We start from the raw sequence: 16,295 nt of genomic DNA on the forward strand, positions 1-16,295 counted from the left end.
GCGGGGGTCATAGACGACGGGTGCGCAGCACACCGGTCATCAATGGAAGGGTGAACTCACCGTCGGCTGTCGCGGGATCGCTCGTCAAGAAAGCCCGAGCGCGCCCGAGCAGGGCTTCCCGCTCCTGATCCGGCATGACCAATACCCCCGCACGAGTGCCGAGCGTCGCGACAAGCGATTCGGCGGTACGCCGCTGTCCATGCGCGAACTCGGCTTGCTCGGCTGATCCGAACCGGCCGAGCCCACCGGCACCGGGAAGATGCAGAGCCGCCGTGGCTCCACGCCAGCTACTCACCGTATCCCGCACCCCGATCGCCGCACTTCCAGCGACCCGCGCCAACCCGGCGACCCACTCAACGCTGTCATCCATGACATTCCACAACCCGGCCAAGACACCGCCGGGCGCCAGCACCCTGGCGATCTCCGCGCCCGCGACATCCATATCGAACCAGTGCAGCGCATTGCCGGCCAGCACGGCATCAACCGAACCATCCGGTAGCGGAATCCCCTCGGCACTCCCCTGCAACGCCCGAACCCCCGGCAACTCCCGCCGCAATTCACTCAACATCGCCGAATCAGGCTCAACCGCAACAACATCGACGCCCATGGCAACCAATGTCCCAGCCAGCTTCCCCGTCCCGGCCCCGAGATCGAGCACTCGCGGACCGGGCGCACCCGCCAGCGCCCAGCTCACCGCAGCGGGCGCATAGTCCGGCCGATGCGCGGCATAGTCAGCCGCAGCAATACCGAACGATGAAGCCAGAACGTCCCGCCCACCCTGTTCCATGCGCCCACCCTACCCACGCCCGGAATCGCGCCACGCCGCGAATACCGTTCCTTCAGAACATAACTCAGTTGAACTGGGCATCCGAATGCCGAGCCACATGAACCTCACCGACGGTATCGTCCACGACCGGCATATCTCCGTGTGCACTCCAGTACCGCACGGGCGTCGCGGCGGATTGCCTGGTCGGGGTGTCGTACAGCGGTGATGCCCGCATAGAGGCGGACCGGACCGTCGTGGCGCAGCCACCAGACCAGACCGCCTGTCGTGCTCACAACGCCAGCTGCGGTAAGGATGTGCTCGATCATGTTCAGCTTGTATGCGTACGAATCCAGTGTCCACCGATTCCGGCTGGAATCGGACGTGCCGTGTTGTTGATGGATTCGGGGTGGGGTGTTCCCCGCGGACTACGCATATAACGAAGGTGTCCGGTTGCCATCGGATATCCCATGAGCGAGCGGGCCGGTCATCCCGCAACAGTGAAGGAGCGCCCGAGTGACTGTCGAAGGCAGAGACTCCGAAGACGTGTTCCCCGAAGGAGACCCTCAATTCGAAACGTATGCCACCCGCGTTGATAGGACAGCGTCTCCGAATCGCAGGTATCTCGTGACTGGGCGCGGAAGGAGCGACGCAACGACATTGCAGCTGGAAGGCATCAGTAACGCCGAGCTCGACATGCTCACCACTATTGTTTTCGAGCGCGCGTGCGGCGTCAACCGATTGGCCGGGGACGCTGCGCTCTTCGCCACTCTGAAGGAGTCCGGATTCGCCGGGCCAGCCTGGGGGAAGTTCAGGCATGCACTCATCGAGTACGCCATCGGGGTACTCGATGCTTGGATGCGTTCGGGGCATTTGCCCGAGATGTTCCGGCTCAACGAGGTCTGGTCAGTTCCTTCCCAGCGAGAGTCGGAGCGAATCGTCTACGACGCGGAATTCCGCACCTCGCTCTTGGACACCGCGGTCATGGACGCGCTCTACAGCTTTCGACGCCGCGCGCTCGACGGTACCGGGTGGCGCGCCGACGGCGGAGCCACCCTCACCACGTACTTCATCGTCGCCTGCCTGCACGCGGTATCGAACGAGTTGGCCAAACACCGGCGTATGGAGGAACGAAAGCACAAAGCTCATAAGGCCGCTCTGCGCCAGGAGTCCGATCGGCCCCGCCAGGACCACCATGTTGCCGATCCGAGCCAAGAAGCGATCGATAACGTGATCCTGCAGCAGTACCTCTCCGAGTTGTCACCGAGGGACCGAAACATCGTGTGGGGCAAAGCAAACGGGTACTCGAACCGTGAAATCGCCGAAATTTACGGCGAGAGATCGGTTCGCGCCGTGGAGCACCGTTGGTCGACCTTGACCAAAAGTGTGGACTGGATCGGCCGACTGGCTGGGAAGGAGTGAAATGACCAACCACAATCTCGAGCCGAACACTACAGATCAGCAGGTGAACGGAATTCCCACTGACGACATCGATACGCTGATCTCACGGTCCTCGCTCGGAAGCACGGGCGCACGCGCGGTTCGTGCACACGTAACGCCCGGGCGAATCGATACCTTGATCTCGAGGCGACTCACCAGGCAGATGTACTCCGAGACGTCGACCGTCGACCGCCGTGGCCCCGGAAACGACGAACACCCAAGCGATCGCGAGCCCACAGCGTGGATCTCCACCGAGAACGGCGGCTCTCGGTAGCGCGGCGTTGACTGCGAAGTGTTCCAACCTATGGCGTCGTCCTGCCGTGCGGCTCCGGCAAGCTTGGCACGAAAGGCGCCGAGCTCGGCGACGGGCGGCGTTGTCGGTGATCCAGTCCATTGGTCGCACCGAATCGATCAGCCGGGTGATGGGCAGGATGCGGCGAACCCCAGGCCGATCACCACAATCCCACTGAGCACCAACAGAATTCCGATCCACCGAACACGCATCCACCGACCGAGCGGATACAACGGCCCAAAATTGCGACATCGAGCGCGGTAGGGCCACTTGTGACCGCTCAGTGGCGCGCGACGGTTCGACCTGACAGATCCAGCTGGAACGGCGCGCCGTCCACATCGGGCTCCCACCCCCGCGCCAACGCCTCCCTGATGGTGTCGGCAACCTCCCCGGGCAGCACCGGCCGGATCTCCTCGGTGATCCAGGCGACGCTCGGATGCAAACGATCAGTGGTGACCAGCAACGTCGAACCACCCCGCTCCGGGCGATCAACCGCGTAGATACAGGGCGTCCACCCCATCGCCTGGCTATAGGTCGCCCGCCCCCGCAACCTCCACCGATACCCGATCCCATCAACCGTAATCGGTCGTGATCCCTTGCGGCTCAACGTCATTCCGCCACCTCCAACTCCATACCCGAACTTCGTCGTGCCTGTCAGGTATACGGGGGCTCGGTAAGGGATTCCAGCGAATATCCGCTCCGGGCAACACCGGAGTGCGTCAGGAGGACGTTTTCCGCAGGCGCGCAATGCGATACACCGGGTCGGGGCGAGGCTCGTCCTGATCGGGTAGTGCGACGATCCTGGACTGGAGATCGGCCGCGGCGTCGTCGTCCAGTCGCTGGAACCAGGCGATGTGCGGCAACGCACCGAGCAGTTGGCGGGGCGAGCGCCCTTGGCCGTGTCCGGTGTATGTGGCTTGCCCAGCCGGTTGGAGACCGTGACGATGGCCGACTTCGGTTAATCGTGTTGGGGCATCGGATGTTTCGGTCACGAGCATGCGGTGGACGGGTTCGATGATCGTGGCCAGATCGCTCGGGGTGCCATAGACGGCGAATTCCTTGTCGACCGTGGCCATCACCACCCCGCCCGGTCGCAGAATGCGGGCGGCTTCGGCGATCGATTGTTCGGCGATTTCGGGTCCAACCAGGTGCAGAAACCACATGAACAGGACCGCGTCGACGGTCGCGGCGGAGATGGGGAGGCTCGTCGCATCGGCGCGCACGACCGCGCCGTCCAGTCGCGGGCGTGCGTATTCGAGCATGCCTGCCGAGAGGTCGACGCCCAGGACGATGCGGTCGGGGGCGCGCAGTCGGGTGCTGACGATTCCGGTTCCGCATGCCACGTCTACCACCGTGCGCGCGTCGGCGGGCAGTAACGTGCGCACAGCTTCGGCGGCAGCCGCTGCCCGCTCGTCGCCGCCCCGAGTTCGGTCGTAGGTCGCGGCCTCGATGTCGTAGTCGAGCATATTCGGTACCGTACCCGCGAAATCCGTTCGAGTTGGGAAACTGGTTGGCGAATGGAAACCAGTTGATATACGGTCGGTTCATGCACGACATGCACACGCCGGAGCAGGCGCTGGAAATCGCCGCCGCGGCCACCCGTCAGGCTCACGATGCCGCCGAGCTACCCACCTGGGGACCCGTCGCGGCCGGGCTGTTCGCCGGATTCGGCGTCGCACTCTTCGGCATGGCCGAGGCCCAGACCGACTTCACCAGCGCGCTCAACCTCATCGGATTGATCGGCGGAGCCCTCTCGCTGGCAGCGTTTTTCGGGGTTTCACGCTGGCTGGCCAGGGTCCGGCGCGAGCGGGGTCTGGTCCCGGCGCCGGTCTCGATGTGGAAGCTGATCCTGGTCGTGGTGGTGCTGGCACCGATGGTGCCTATGCTTGGTCTCGCGTTTCCGGCGTTGTACGGATGGCTGTGCGGTTTGGCCGGAGTGATTGCGGGTGGATGGATTTGGATGACACAGGCACGGCCTCGGACCATGCCGTGGATCAACTGAACGAACTGTTCGCCTCCCTGCCGCGGCTCAAGCTCGTGGCATTCCTCGACGGATGCACCGAGGCCGAATTCCTGGTCATCACCGAGCTGTGCGAGCTGAACAAGTCGACGCTGTCCAAGGCGATGACACTGCTCGAGTCTGCCGGATATATCAAGGTCACCAAGGGTTACGACGGTCGCAAGCCGAAGACCTGGCTGGCTCTTACCTACAAGGGCCGCACCGCATATCACGCACATCTCGCGGCGCTGACCCGGCTGACACGGATGGCAGGCGAAGCAGGTTCCTGACCGGATTACCGCCGCTGCCAACGCCAGGCGAACTCGGCCGGTCCAGGCGGTGGGCCAGGTAGTTCACCCTCCACGGTCAGACCCGTCACCAGCATGGCAAGCAGCCGACGACGCAGCTGCGCGGTGCGCTCCGGATCGGATGTCGTGATGGCGGCGCACGATTCCAGAATCAGGCCCAGGTCCTGCGCGGTGACGCCGGGACGCAGGCGTCCGGTGGCGTGTGCGCGGCGCACGATCTCGTCGTTGGCTTCGGCTGGGCGTGTGACGACCGGCAGGATCGACTCGTCCGGGGTGAATTCGCCCGCGAGATGCACCGTCAGCGAGTGCACGTCGGCCTCGACGACTCGTTGCAGGAAGTCGACCAGACCTTGCCATCCATCCGAATTCCGCAGTGCCGTATCGGCTTCCAGATTGTAGCGGCGCAGGCCCTCGGAGCAGAGGGTTCGCAGCAGCGCTTCCTTGCTCGGGTAGCGCCGATACAGCGCGCCGATTCCCACCCCTGCCCGCTCCGCGACAGCGGCGATCGGTGCGTGGGCATCGGCCAGGAAGACCTCGCGGGCGGCGTCCAAGATCAGTTCGTCATTGCGAGTCGCCCGCGCCTTTCGGCCGGATAGGGCCGGGCGAGGTGAGGTATCGGGTGTTATCGGCATGACTCCAGGCTAGCAGCTGAAACGGAATGCTCCGTTCTGATTGAACGTGATCCAACCGCTCCGATGGTTATCGGCTCGCGGCCCGTCCCGGGTGCGTGGTGGGATCACGCCCATGAAGACCCGTCAGTACTGCTATTTCAAGGTCCATTCCTTCAACTTGTCGACTGCGGATTTGACCGCACGCCTGGGGATTGCACCGGACGAACAGCCGGGCAGAATCAGCCGATCAGCCAGGAAGGCCGTTGATCGAAGTGGCGACTGGCGGATCGTCCGTACGTCCGATGAGAGTATCGATGATCAGATCCAGCATCTGATCGACAGACTGAATCCGATTCGGGACAAGGTGATCTCGCTGTGCCGAGAGGAGGACGTGTACTCGGTGATGCAGGTCGTCCGGTACTTCCATGATCCAGACGGTGTCCGGGCTGCGCCGGGTGGAACACCCTCGAGCGAAGTACGGAATTGGCCGCGACCATTGGGATGGAATCTGTCGGTGCCGGTGCTGGAGTTCCTGACATCGACCGGATCCAGTCTCGATGTCGACGAGTACGACCTGAGTGGTGCCGAGGATGAGTAGTCGACGTGCGCGAATCACACTGCGGTCGGCCGGAAGTCGAGTCGGGCGACGGCGACGCGGTCGAGCAGACCGGCGTCGCGGTGCCATTCCCGGATGGTGGCTGGGGTGAGGGTTCGGGCTAGTTCCCTGAGTGCGGTGCGCATTTCGAGGCGGGCGAGGCTGTCGCCGAGGCACCAGTGCATGCCGAGTCCGAAGGCGATGTGGGCGTGGGGGCGACCGGGCTGGAAGGTGTCGGCGTCGGGGCCGAAGACTGCCGGGTCGCGGTTGGCGGCGGATAGGGCGAGTTGGATTGGTTGGGCGGCTTGGAGGTTCACGCCGTTGGTGAGGGTGATGTCGCGGGTGGCGAACATCGGTACCAGGGTGAAGGGGGTTGCGTAGCGCAGGGTTTCGTGAGCCACCGCATCCAGCCATTGTTCGTCGGCGGTGGCTGCGGCGGGGAGTAAGTCGAGTTCGATGCCGAGGCCGATGAGCAGGCAGATGGCGGTCGCGGTGGTGCTCAGTCCGGCTGCCCAGCAGCCCCAGACCAGGGCGTCGCGCTCGTCCACGTCGATGGTGCCCGCGGCGTGGGCGGCCGAAAGATCCGCCAGCAGACCGTCTTCGGGCTGGTTGTCGAACAGTCCTTGGAAGAACGAGCGCAGGGCGGGCGACTCCGGTTCGAGGGCCTCGAATCCCGGGCGTTTCTCGTAGGCTTCGACCTCCTCCCGGACGATGGTGGCCACATCCAGCGGCAGCCCCAGCAGTGACGAGACCGCCCGCGAGGACAGAGTGCTCGCGAACTCCACCAAATCGAAGTCACCCGAGGAGTTTTCGACTCCTTCACGCACTCCCCTCGCGGCCAAATCACGAACCGTCGGTTCCAGCTCGGCGATCGAGTGCTTACCGAAATGCTTGGCGAGGAGCTCGTGCAGCACCGCGTGTCTGCCCGGCGACCCGTCCGCTCGCGTCTCACCCCGCGTCCACGGAAACAACATGTTCAGATGCGGCCGCTCCGGCATCGGCACCCCCATCCCCCCGACAAACTCCAGCAGATAGCTGAAATCCGTTGTGAACGCGCCCTTCTTCTCCAACCGGAAGATCTCGACGACGTCCGCCATCCGGGTGAAATGCAGCATCCCCTGCTCCTCGAACGGCTCAGCCGCGGTGTAGAAGCGTGGATCACGGGGCAGGTCGGACGGCTTCACAGGCATCTCTTTCCCATACGGCCAGGCGGTTGCTGCGGCCCGGTACTCATGGTCCCGCTCGAGGCGCGGGAGATGGCGTAAATCGGCGCATTCGGCCGGGGCGAAGGGCGTTATGGTGCATTCGAGTGATCGATCGATGTGGTCACCACGAGCTATTCGGGGGGCGTCATGGACGGACAGATGGAACGTCAGCGACTATTCGAGCAAGTCATGCGCCCGGCACGGGCCGCGCGACCGACCGCGTTGGACGGGGATCCGCGCCGGAGATTCCAGGTAGCCGAACTCGCGACCTGCTCCCGCTGCAAGGGGCGAGGCACTGTCGGCGGCTACACCTCGGCCGAGGATGACTGGGAGGAAGACGCCTTCACCTGCGGTGAGTGCGGCACGGTTGGCCAAATCCTGCTGGATTCTCCGATCGTCGACTCGCCACCGGCGGCTGCGGTCATCGCATTGACGCTCGACGTCGAAGGCGTGATGCGGGCGGAAGGCGCCGCACGCACGGCGATCGAACGCCTCGCAGTATGGGGTGTGCCGAAAACGGACCGGATTGTGTGGCGGATCGGTGGCCCGGTGAACCGTCCGAACCGTGACACCAACCCGCATCCGCGGGCCGAGGTGCTGGTAAAACTCCTTCGAGACCAGTGGACTTTCAGCGAGTGGTGGGCGCTGTTCGGAGCGCTGGGTCCGGGTCTGCTGTGCACCGACCCGCGCTCCCTCTTCCTGGAGCGCGCCGCCTGGCATCTGACATTGAGCCGGGCGTGGTGCCTACTGGCGGAGCGGGAATTTGTCGTTCCGTCATCGATCGACTGTCCCCAGGCGGTCGGGCACCTTCTGGCGGACCTTCCGAATCCCTTCGCCGCTCTGCTGGAAGTCTGGTCCACCGGATACGCATTCGCCGATATTCACGACGATACGATCCACCTCATCGCGGCGGAAGGCCCTCCGCGATAGGCGATTCGGGTTGCCCGTCGCAGGACCCAGGCGAGCCCCGCAACGCTGGCTACACTCGCAGGCGATGTCTACCTTGATCTTGTCTCCGCGTTATTCCGACGATTCGCGCGTTATGCGGGCGGCAGCTATTCGGGCCGGATGGAATGTGTTGCGGCTGGGCGGCTGGCGCGTTCCCGAAGGCCAAACAGACAGTGTGGGAGCGCTTTACGGGGAGCCGTTGTTCGCCGAGGTGATCGCGGCTCAGCTGGGGATCGCACTACTCGATGCGCCGAAGGAATGGCTGCCTGATCTGCCGATGTCATTGCGGCAGCGGGATATTCGGGTGTCGACACTCGGGGAGGCGCGGCGATCGGCTGACCCGGTATTCGTCAAACCGGCGGACGGGCGTAAGGGGTTTGCGGGGGCGGTGTATCGCGACGGTCAGGGGCTGCCGTCGGCACAGGCGTGCCCGGATGAGACACCGGTATTGATTGCCGAACCTGTGCGATGGGAGGCGGAGTTTCGGTGCTTCATCAAAGATGCGGCGGTGCTTACCATGTCGCCTTACCTGCGTGATGGCGAACTCGCGCGCGCCGACGACGGGGGCTGGCCGATGACCTCGGCCGAAGCCGATGCGGTGCGGGCCTGCGCGGAGCGGTTGTTCGCGGAGGTTCCGACTCCGCCCGCGATTGTCGTCGACATCGGTCTCATCGAGGGCCGAGGCTGGGCTGTCGTGGAGGCCAACAGCGCGTTCGGTGCCGGGGTGTACGGGTGCGACCCCGAACTGGTGCTCGAGGTGCTTGCTCGCGGATGTATTCCGCGGACCGAACTGTCCGGCAACGATATTCGCTGGGCCGCGCCCAGCGCCGACCTCATCTGACCGATTCAGCCCTGAGTGTCACCGGCCGACTCGGGCTGCTCGCTGAGCCGGGCGTGCAGACGATCCCGGACCTGGTCCGGGGTATAGGCGCGTCGTTTTCGTTCGGACCGGACGATGATGACTCCGGTCGTCGCGACACCCGCCGCACCTGCCAATCCGAGTACCTTCCACCAGCGCATCCGCCTAGGCTAGTCGCTGTGTCACGCGAAGCGCTGTCGAGTGTCGGTTTGGATGAAGCGGTCGAGCTCACCCGGACGGGTGATTTGTGGTTGTTCCTTGGGCATTCCGGGGCGGATCGGGCGATCCGCGGCCTGACCAATAGCCCGGTCAATCATGTCGGGATGGCGGTGGTGGTCGATGATCTACCCGCGCTGATCTGGCATGCCGAGTTGGGCCGGGCGCTACCGGATATCTGGTCCGGAAACCACCATCGCGGTGCGCAATTGCACGATCTGCGGGCGGCGGTGATGCGGTGGTCGAACGAATACGAGCAGCAGGCGTGGATTCGCCAACTGGATCGGCCGGTCACCCGCGAGATGGAGGACGCCGCGCTGCGCACGGTGGCGCGGCTGGACGGGATGCCATTCCCGTCGACCAGCGCGCTGGCCGGGCGCTGGTTCCGGGGACGGGTGCCGTGGCCGAAACGGGCCGAAGCGCGCCCTTCCGACGCCGGTCTGGAGAACGCCTACTGCGCCGAGATCGTCGCCATGACGTATCAGGCCATGGGCTTGCTGCCGGAGAAACGCCCCAACTGGTATGACCCGGGCCGGTTTTGGAGTGGCGACAACCTGCGTTTGGAGGGCGGATATCAGCTCGGTGGCGAAATCGGGGTGAAGGTGCCCGCGGCTCGCTGATCGGGCCGATCAATCCCGGCTCCGAGGCCGTGCCGGAGGCAGAATATCGCCCATGCGAACATTTGCCCCCTTGTTGCGGGCTGTCGTCGTCGGGGCGCTGGTGGTGGTGGCCGGTCAAGGGGTCGCGGCCGCGCCCGCCGCGAGCGCTCCGCACACCCAGTTGCCTTGGCCGACATCCGAACCCGACGGCGTGCAGGCACCCGGAGCCGCGCTCGCGGATGGCATCACCGGCACGATGCTGTGGTCGCGGGAGGCGAACACCCCGGCGCCGATCGCCAGCATCGCCAAGGTGATGACGGCCTTGATCGCAATCAATAGCGGCGATCTCGAGCGTGCCATCACCGTTCCGGCGGAAAGCATCTCGTACTGCATCAGTTACGACGGCAGCACCGCGGGCCTGGCCGCCGGTGAGGTGCTGACCACCCGGCAACTGCTGTACGCGCTGATGTTGCCATCGGGTTGCGACGCGGCCTACACCATCGCCGAAGCATACGGCCCCGGCCAGGACGCATTCATCGGCCGGATGAACGATACCGCGCGCCAAATGGGCTTGGCCGCAACCAATTTCACCGATCCCAGCGGGCTGCCCAATCCCACTGACGGCTCCACCTACTCCACGCCCGCGAATCTGGTGAGCCTCGCCCTGCGGGCGATGATGTCGCCGGTGTTCCGCGAGGTCGTCGGCACGCAGAACTATCACGTGCCCGCCGGCCCGGCCAATCGCGATCACCTCTGGGAGACCACGAATCTGCTGCTGCGCGCATACCCGGGCACCTTGGGCATCAAGACCGGGTCCACCGACGCAGCCGGGGCGTGCCTGCTCTTCGAGACCGTCCGTGCGGGAATCCCGCTGATCGGGGTCGTGCTGCACAGCTCGCCGGGTAGCGGGCGCGCGGCGAAGGAGGACGCCGAGCGCATGCTGAATTGGGCGTACAACCCGATTCTGAGCGCGCTCCCCATCGGCTAGTGGGGGCACTCCGCACCGAACTCCCCAATGGTGCGGACGCGCTGACCTGCGGCAGCGCCGAGCTGATTCAGCAGTTCCGCTCGGCCGGTGGGTACGAAGGCGACGGCGCAATCGTCGCCGTCGGTCACAAGTGTCGTAAAGCGGCGGCGAGGGTGTGCATGCGTTCACCGAATCCATCGACCGGGCCGAAATGCAGTGCCAGGTCGTCGGCACCGGCTTTGTTCCACTCTTGGATTCGGTCGATCAGGTCGTCGACCGGGTGGGCGTTGTCGTCCCAGGAGTCGCGGGCTCCCGCTGATACCGCGTCGCCGCCCAATTCCCGCAGGCGATTTCGACGGGCGACGAATTCTGTGGGAGTGAGGCCGACGGACTGCCACATATCGCCGAGGAGGGCGGCTCGGCGTAGGGCCGCGTCGGAGTTTCCGCCGATTAGGACGGGGACCGGGGTTTCGGGTTCGGGTTGGAAGACTGCGCGGGCGTCGAAGGTGTGGGGTTCGTCGGCGTATGAGCCGGTGTGCAGCTGGCGGATCAGGTGTAGCGCTGCGGTGGTTGCGGCACCGCGGGTTGCGAAATCCGCTCCTACGGCATCGAATTCGTAGGATTCCCAGCCGGTGCCGACGCCGAGGATGAATCGGCCGCCGCTCACGTGGGCGAGAGTCGCGGCTTGTTTGGCCAGCAGGATGGGCTCGCGCAGGGGCAGGATGAGCACCGATGTACCGAGGACGACGCGGTTGGTGGCCGCGGCCAGGTAGGCGAGTGTTGTCAGGGGTTCGTAGACCCCGCCGTACACCGGGCCGTAGTCGCTCGGAGGCAGGAGATGGTCGGGGAGCCAGATGCCCGCGAACCCCAATTCCTCTGCCTGCCGGGCGAGTTCCACGAGCGTGGACATGGGCATCGTGGCTGATTCGTCGGGAAGTACGACGTGCAGGCGCATGGAAGATTCCTCGGGGTGGGCAGCGGTTTCCATACGGCACAACCTGGCGATTGTGCCGAAAAGTCCGAGGAATCGAAATCTATTCCGCCGTGGGGGCTTTCGAGATTTCCGCTAGAGGTGGCCGAGGATTTCGGCGGTTGCCTCCACCGGGTGTTTGGCGGCGATGCCGCGGTTGATCTCGCGGAATTCCCAGGCACCGGTGGGGCGGAATAGGCCGCCCATGATGAACCCGGTGCCGGGGACGGTGGCGATGTCGTAGTGGGCGAGTTCGGTGGCGGTGGCGCTATTCACCATGCGGCAGAAGGCGTTTTCGACTCGGGCTAGGGGCTGGCCGGTGTAGCAGGTGACCACGAAGATGATGGCGGTGACGGCGGGAGGGACGCGGGTCAGGTCGACGGTGATGATTTCGTCGTCGCCGGGACCCTCCCCGGTGAGGTTGTCGCCGTGCAGGCGCACCGAGGTGTCGGCGGAGAGCATCTGCTCGTGGTAGACGACATCGACGAGATCGGTGTCGCTGTAGATCATCGCCGCGACATTCAGATCGATTTCGGAGGTTTTGCCCCAGAGTTTGCGGCGGGCCGGATCCCAGCCCAAACCAAATCGGAGATAGACGATTTCGGTGCCCTGATCATCACGAAGCGGTTGTGTCACCATTGCAAAGATGCCGTAGGACGGCCGCGTGCGCAATCCGAAAAGGCGCGGGAACACCGGTGGCACTGATCAATTCGAGGTGTTCACCTTTCGGCTGCCGGTAAGCAATAGATAACCGAGTGCCGCAATCGCCAGTGCCGCAGCGGTTGCCGCCATCGTCGCCGTTCCGGCGGGGGTGGTCAGTCCGCCGAGCAGGGTGCCCGCGCCGATGCCGAGGTAGATGGCGGAGGCGTTCAGGGCGATTACCAGGGGTGCTTCCTGAGGTGCGGCGGTGATGAGTCTGTGTTGCTGGGGTGGGGTTTGGCACCAGCTGGCCGCGCCCCAGGCGATCATCAACCCGCCCATGAGGATTGGCGCGTCGGTGTGCGTGGCTGCCAGGGCCGACCAGATCACCATTGCCGCCGCCATGGTGAAGTAACCGGCGACGAGTACTCGGGTGGTGGACCAGCGGTCCGTGGCGTAGCCACCGCCGAGATTGCCTGCGATGGCACCGATTCCGTAGAGCGCGAGCATCCACGCGGTGGCCGAACCGGTGATGCCGACGGCGCTCAGGGCGGGTACGGCATAGGCGTAGAGGATGTAGGCCGCCGCCATACCGAGCAGGGTCAGCGGCAGTACCGCGAGCACCGCGGGCTCGCGCAGCACCGCCAGGCGACTGCGCAACGGCACGCGGGGGCTGCCGGGCAGGTCCGGCATGACGGCCGCGACGCCTGCGGCGACCAGCAGACAGACCAGTGCGACCAAGCCCAGCGCCCAGCGCCAGCCCATCCAGGCGCCGATCAGGGTGCCCAGCGGTACACCGAGTGCGGTCGCAATGGTCAGCCCGCCCACCACCACCGCCAGGGCGCGCGCACGCAGATGCGGGGCGACCAGCGAGGCCGCTGCGGCACCGGCATTTGGCGTGAATGCCGCCGCACCAGCTGCGGCCAGCACTCTGGTCACCAGCAGCACCGCGAAGGTCGGAGACAACGCCGATCCGAGATTGGCCAGCGCGAGCACGAGCAGCGCGGCCACCAGTAGCGGCCGCCGCCCGATTCTCGAGGTCAGTGTCGCGACGATCGGTGACAGCAGCGCGTAGGCGGCGGCGAATACCGTCACCGACTGCCCTGCGGTCGCGGTCGACACGTGCAGCGATCTCGCGGTATCGGGTAGGAAGCCCGCCAGAACGAAGGCATCCGTACCAACCGCGAACGTTCCCAGTGCCAGGATCAGGGTCGCACTCAAGCCATGCTGCGGAGCGGACTCCGCGGTCGCATTCCGGCGCTTAATCGGGATATTCAACATCCCGGTTCTCCTCTCGAAAAAGCCCGGCCGCAGCCGGGCTGGGTACTAGTTGCCGAGACGCTCGTAGAACGCCAAGGCTCGGCGGCGAGCTGGTGCCGGAGTCTCGGCGATCACGTCCGCCAGGGTGGTCGCGGCCAGCTCACGCCGCCATGCCAACTCGGCGCGGCGCATGGCGCTGGAAATGCCGCAGGGTCGTTTGAACTCCGCCGGATTCGCCTCGGCCCCGGCACCGCGCTGACGAATCTCGGTGCACCGGAACGCATCCTCGCGTCCGTCCATAGCCGCCACCACGTCCATCAGTGTGATGCGATCGGGTGTGCGGGCCAGCTGATAACCCCCTTGCGCGCCCGGAATGGATTCGAGGATTCCCGCGCGAACGAGCGTCTGCAACCGCTTCTTCAAGTACTCCGGAGGCAGTTCGAATTGCGCGGCCAGACGAGCCGTGGGCGCGGGCCATTGATCCTCGAGCCAGTGCAGCAGTACGCAACAGTGCAGCCCCCACTCGACGCCCTCGCTCATCTTCATAACCGGGACATTACATATCCCGGTTGGTCAACTCAAGGCGTGTTTCACTGACCGATGCGAGGAACACGCGGCATCGAGGACCTCCGCGACCGTTCGGCAGGCCGACCGGTTGGTACTTCCTAATGGTGAAATCCGCTGTGGCCCTGAGCTATCGGGCCGAGTCCGTCGCGGCGAGCACGTACACCCACGCCTTGTCACCGGAGCGCAGGGGCACGAGCACACGCTTGTAGTCGGAGACTCGTAGGCATCCGCCGCCGCCAGGTCGGCGGCCGAGATCGCGAATACCGTGCCGGGCACACCGGGGGACTCGGCATTGGGCACCAGCATCGGGTGCACGGCACTGCCACTGGTGGCGATCACCTGCGGATCGGTGATGGTGACCTCGCCCAGTTCGTACCCGATGATCTCGTCGGGATGCCCGGGTAGTTCGCGGCCGAAGACCGTGCGCTGCACTTCGGGCTGTCGCAGTGTGCCGTACGAGAACAGCAGAATCTCGCTCATGAATGCCATGGATACACGGCGGAATCCGATCTTGTCGAGCGGCTCCGGCGTGATGCCCGGCGCCCGGGAAACCGACTGAAGTTCCGTCGCTGGCACGGCTGGTCATGACAGATCGCTTGTGTCGCTGGAGATTTGCCGACCGTAGTTCCAGTTCTTATCGGTGATTTCGGGCAAATCTCAGGCACAACCGTGCGATATTGGTCTGCGGGAGGGGGAAGGTGAAGCAGGCGGTCATGCATGCGGGCCGCCACCGGCACAACCCACGGAGGCACCGGTTCGATGACGACCCATACCGTGGCCGCGCAGTCCGATCTCGTAGCTGCGGCCGAACTTGTTTGCCCGTACCGCAACACACCGGCGCACACGATGCTGGCGCGCCGGGTGACACCGATCGAGGACCGCGTTCAGGAGTGCGCGCGCTTCTTCGCCGAGCCCGAACTAGTGCATCTGGAACCCGGGCGGGGGGCCGATGCGACCCGCCGGTTGCGCGCCGCCGGGACCTACTGGCACACCCTCGACGAATTGCGCATCGGCACCAAACTCGCCTGGCGCAACCATGATCGATGCGTGGGCCGAAGACACTGGCGCGCGCTCGATGTCCGCGATGCGCGCACCGCGACCAATCCGGCCGAACTCGCCGCCGAATGCTGGGAGCATCTGCGCCAGGCCACCAACCGGGGTGCGGTCCGCTCGATCATCACCATCGGACCGCCCGTCGACGCCGACGGCAGCGGCTTCCGCATCATCAATTCGCAGCTCATCCGGTACGCCGGATACCGCACCCCGCAGGGCATCGTCGGCGATCCGGCCAATCTCGACCTGACCGACCTCGCGTACGAGCACGGCTGGCGCGGCGAGGGCGGCCGATTCGATGTGCTGCCCTTGCTGATTCAGTCGCCCGATGAGAGCGTCCAGATCTTCGATGTGCCCGCCGATCTCGTTCTCGAAGTGCCGCTGCACCATCCGGAGTTGGCTTGGTTCGCCGATCTCGATCTGAAATGGCATGCGGTACCGGCTGTTTCGAACATGGATCTCGAAATAGGCGGTCTCACTTACGCTTGCGCGCCGTTCAACGGCTGGTACGTCTCCTCGGAGATCGGCCGCAACCTCGGCGATACCAACCGCTACAACGTGCTGCCCGATATCGCCGATCGCATGGGCCTGGACCGCAGCAACGAGCGCACCCTCTGGCGCGACCAAGCCCTCATCGAACTCAGCCGCGCAATCCTGTTCAGCTACAAGCGATCCCGCGTCCACCTCGTTGACCACCACACCGTGGCCCGCCAGTTCCTCGACCACGTCGACCGCGAACAGGCCGCCGGCCGCGCCTGCCCCACCGACTGGACCTGGATCAATCCCCCACTCTCGGCCAGCCTCACCCCCACCTTCCACCGCTACTACGACCCGCCCAACCCCGACCTCCGCCCCGCCTTCGTCCGCCGGGATGCGCCGCCGCCCCCGCCCGACAATCATCCGGAGCCTTCGGACGCCACCAACCGACGCGCGCTGTGGCGCAACGCGGTTCGCAAGCTGGGGCTGTCGAATAAGGTGTAGCGGCAGGTATTCGAGCCCCGGCG

Annotated in this window: 19 protein-coding genes and 1 pseudogene; 9 read left to right on the forward strand and 11 right to left on the reverse strand. The window is 65.3% G+C overall.

Features of this window, described 5'->3' with window-relative positions; all coding sequences use genetic code 11:
- Positions 1 to 7: 7 nt before the first annotated feature.
- The gene (locus tag ACFC4D_RS26235) at positions 8 to 787 is read right to left on the reverse strand and encodes a class I SAM-dependent methyltransferase (RefSeq protein WP_376067362.1); all 780 of its coding nucleotides are present in this window, start codon (positions 785 to 787) and stop codon (positions 8 to 10) included.
- A 636-nt stretch (positions 788 to 1,423) separates the two neighbouring features.
- Between ACFC4D_RS26235 and ACFC4D_RS26240 the strand changes: the two genes are divergently transcribed.
- Positions 1,424 to 2,185, forward strand: a complete 762-nt coding sequence (locus ACFC4D_RS26240; protein WP_376067365.1) for a hypothetical protein — start codon at positions 1,424 to 1,426, stop codon at positions 2,183 to 2,185.
- A gap of 590 nt (positions 2,186 to 2,775) precedes the next feature.
- On the opposite strand, the gene ACFC4D_RS26245 is transcribed toward ACFC4D_RS26240, so the two are convergent.
- Both ACFC4D_RS26245 and ACFC4D_RS26250 read right to left on the reverse strand, forming a co-directional pair.
- Positions 2,776 to 2,958 carry a hypothetical protein gene (locus ACFC4D_RS26245; protein WP_376067366.1) on the reverse strand — a complete coding sequence of 61 codons (183 nt, stop codon included), beginning with the start codon at positions 2,956 to 2,958 and terminating at the stop codon, positions 2,776 to 2,778.
- 256 nt (positions 2,959 to 3,214) lie between these two features.
- Positions 3,215 to 3,961 (reverse strand): class I SAM-dependent methyltransferase, encoded by a 747-nt coding sequence (locus ACFC4D_RS26250; RefSeq protein ID WP_376067368.1) that lies wholly within the window; start codon positions 3,959 to 3,961, stop codon positions 3,215 to 3,217.
- Positions 3,962 to 4,041: 80 nt separating this feature from the next.
- On the opposite strand from ACFC4D_RS26250, the gene ACFC4D_RS26255 reads away from it, so the two are divergent.
- Complete coding sequence (locus tag ACFC4D_RS26255) at positions 4,042 to 4,497, forward strand: hypothetical protein (RefSeq protein ID WP_375957667.1); 456 nt, start codon at positions 4,042 to 4,044, stop codon at positions 4,495 to 4,497.
- Entirely contained in the window at positions 4,485 to 4,784 is a 300-nt protein-coding gene (locus ACFC4D_RS26260) for a transcriptional regulator (RefSeq protein WP_376067370.1), read from the forward strand. The genes ACFC4D_RS26255 and ACFC4D_RS26260 overlap by 13 nt, the downstream gene beginning before the upstream one ends.
- A 5-nt stretch (positions 4,785 to 4,789) precedes the next feature.
- Here ACFC4D_RS26260 and ACFC4D_RS26265 read toward each other — a convergent pair whose 3' ends face one another.
- A complete protein-coding gene (locus tag ACFC4D_RS26265) occupies positions 4,790 to 5,434 on the reverse strand; it encodes a TetR/AcrR family transcriptional regulator (protein WP_376067373.1) in 645 nt (214 codons plus the stop codon).
- A 112-nt stretch (positions 5,435 to 5,546) separates the two neighbouring features.
- Between ACFC4D_RS26265 and ACFC4D_RS26270 the strand changes: the two genes are divergently transcribed.
- On the forward strand, positions 5,547 to 6,011 hold the full coding sequence (locus tag ACFC4D_RS26270) for a DUF4279 domain-containing protein (protein WP_376067375.1): 465 nt from the start codon (positions 5,547 to 5,549) through the stop codon (positions 6,009 to 6,011).
- Positions 6,012 to 6,025: 14 nt separating this feature from the next.
- On the opposite strand, the gene ACFC4D_RS26275 is transcribed toward ACFC4D_RS26270, so the two are convergent.
- Positions 6,026 to 7,192 (reverse strand): cytochrome P450, encoded by a 1,167-nt coding sequence (locus tag ACFC4D_RS26275; protein ID WP_376067377.1) that lies wholly within the window; start codon positions 7,190 to 7,192, stop codon positions 6,026 to 6,028.
- A gap of 450 nt (positions 7,193 to 7,642) precedes the next feature.
- Between ACFC4D_RS26275 and ACFC4D_RS26280 the strand changes: the two genes are divergently transcribed.
- Both ACFC4D_RS26280 and ACFC4D_RS26285 read left to right on the forward strand, forming a co-directional pair.
- Entirely contained in the window at positions 7,643 to 8,143 is a 501-nt protein-coding gene (locus ACFC4D_RS26280; RefSeq protein WP_376067379.1) for a hypothetical protein, read from the forward strand.
- Between the two features lie 64 nt (positions 8,144 to 8,207).
- Complete coding sequence (locus ACFC4D_RS26285; protein WP_376067381.1) at positions 8,208 to 9,002, forward strand: ATP-grasp domain-containing protein; 795 nt, start codon at positions 8,208 to 8,210, stop codon at positions 9,000 to 9,002.
- Between the two features lie 5 nt (positions 9,003 to 9,007).
- Here the strand turns inward: ACFC4D_RS26285 and ACFC4D_RS26290 are convergent, their stop codons facing one another.
- Positions 9,008 to 9,181: a hypothetical protein gene (locus tag ACFC4D_RS26290; RefSeq protein WP_364651153.1), complete on the reverse strand. Its 174-nt coding sequence runs from the start codon at positions 9,179 to 9,181 to the stop codon at positions 9,008 to 9,010.
- Between the two features lie 18 nt (positions 9,182 to 9,199).
- Here ACFC4D_RS26290 and ACFC4D_RS26295 point away from each other — a divergent pair, with 18 nt between their 5' ends.
- On the forward strand, positions 9,200 to 9,856 hold the full coding sequence (locus ACFC4D_RS26295) for a hypothetical protein (RefSeq protein ID WP_376067383.1): 657 nt from the start codon (positions 9,200 to 9,202) through the stop codon (positions 9,854 to 9,856).
- 52 nt (positions 9,857 to 9,908) lie between these two features.
- On the forward strand, positions 9,909 to 10,823 hold the full coding sequence (locus ACFC4D_RS26300; RefSeq protein ID WP_376067385.1) for a D-alanyl-D-alanine carboxypeptidase family protein: 915 nt from the start codon (positions 9,909 to 9,911) through the stop codon (positions 10,821 to 10,823).
- A gap of 124 nt (positions 10,824 to 10,947) precedes the next feature.
- On the opposite strand, the gene ACFC4D_RS26305 is transcribed toward ACFC4D_RS26300, so the two are convergent.
- The 5 genes and pseudogenes from ACFC4D_RS26305 to ACFC4D_RS26325 form a co-directional block, all read right to left on the reverse strand.
- Positions 10,948 to 11,757 (reverse strand): TIGR03619 family F420-dependent LLM class oxidoreductase, encoded by an 810-nt coding sequence (locus ACFC4D_RS26305; protein WP_376067387.1) that lies wholly within the window; start codon positions 11,755 to 11,757, stop codon positions 10,948 to 10,950.
- A 111-nt stretch (positions 11,758 to 11,868) separates the two neighbouring features.
- Positions 11,869 to 12,408 carry a TerD family protein gene (locus tag ACFC4D_RS26310; protein ID WP_376067390.1) on the reverse strand — a complete coding sequence of 180 codons (540 nt, stop codon included), beginning with the start codon at positions 12,406 to 12,408 and terminating at the stop codon, positions 11,869 to 11,871.
- 69 nt (positions 12,409 to 12,477) lie between these two features.
- Entirely contained in the window at positions 12,478 to 13,632 is a 1,155-nt protein-coding gene (locus ACFC4D_RS26315) for an MFS transporter (protein WP_376067392.1), read from the reverse strand.
- Positions 13,633 to 13,737: 105 nt separating this feature from the next.
- On the reverse strand, positions 13,738 to 14,217 hold the full coding sequence (locus ACFC4D_RS26320; protein WP_376067395.1) for an RrF2 family transcriptional regulator: 480 nt from the start codon (positions 14,215 to 14,217) through the stop codon (positions 13,738 to 13,740).
- A gap of 148 nt (positions 14,218 to 14,365) precedes the next feature.
- Positions 14,366 to 14,718: pseudogene (locus tag ACFC4D_RS26325) on the reverse strand (gamma-glutamylcyclotransferase family protein).
- A 366-nt stretch (positions 14,719 to 15,084) separates the two neighbouring features.
- Here ACFC4D_RS26325 and ACFC4D_RS26330 point away from each other — a divergent pair.
- A complete protein-coding gene (locus ACFC4D_RS26330; protein WP_376067829.1) occupies positions 15,085 to 16,272 on the forward strand; it encodes a nitric oxide synthase oxygenase in 1,188 nt (395 codons plus the stop codon).
- Positions 16,273 to 16,295 lie beyond the last annotated feature (23 nt).

Source organism: Nocardia sp. NPDC056000 (genome assembly GCF_042269265.1).
Taxonomy (GTDB): Bacteria; Actinomycetota; Actinomycetes; order Mycobacteriales; family Mycobacteriaceae; genus Nocardia.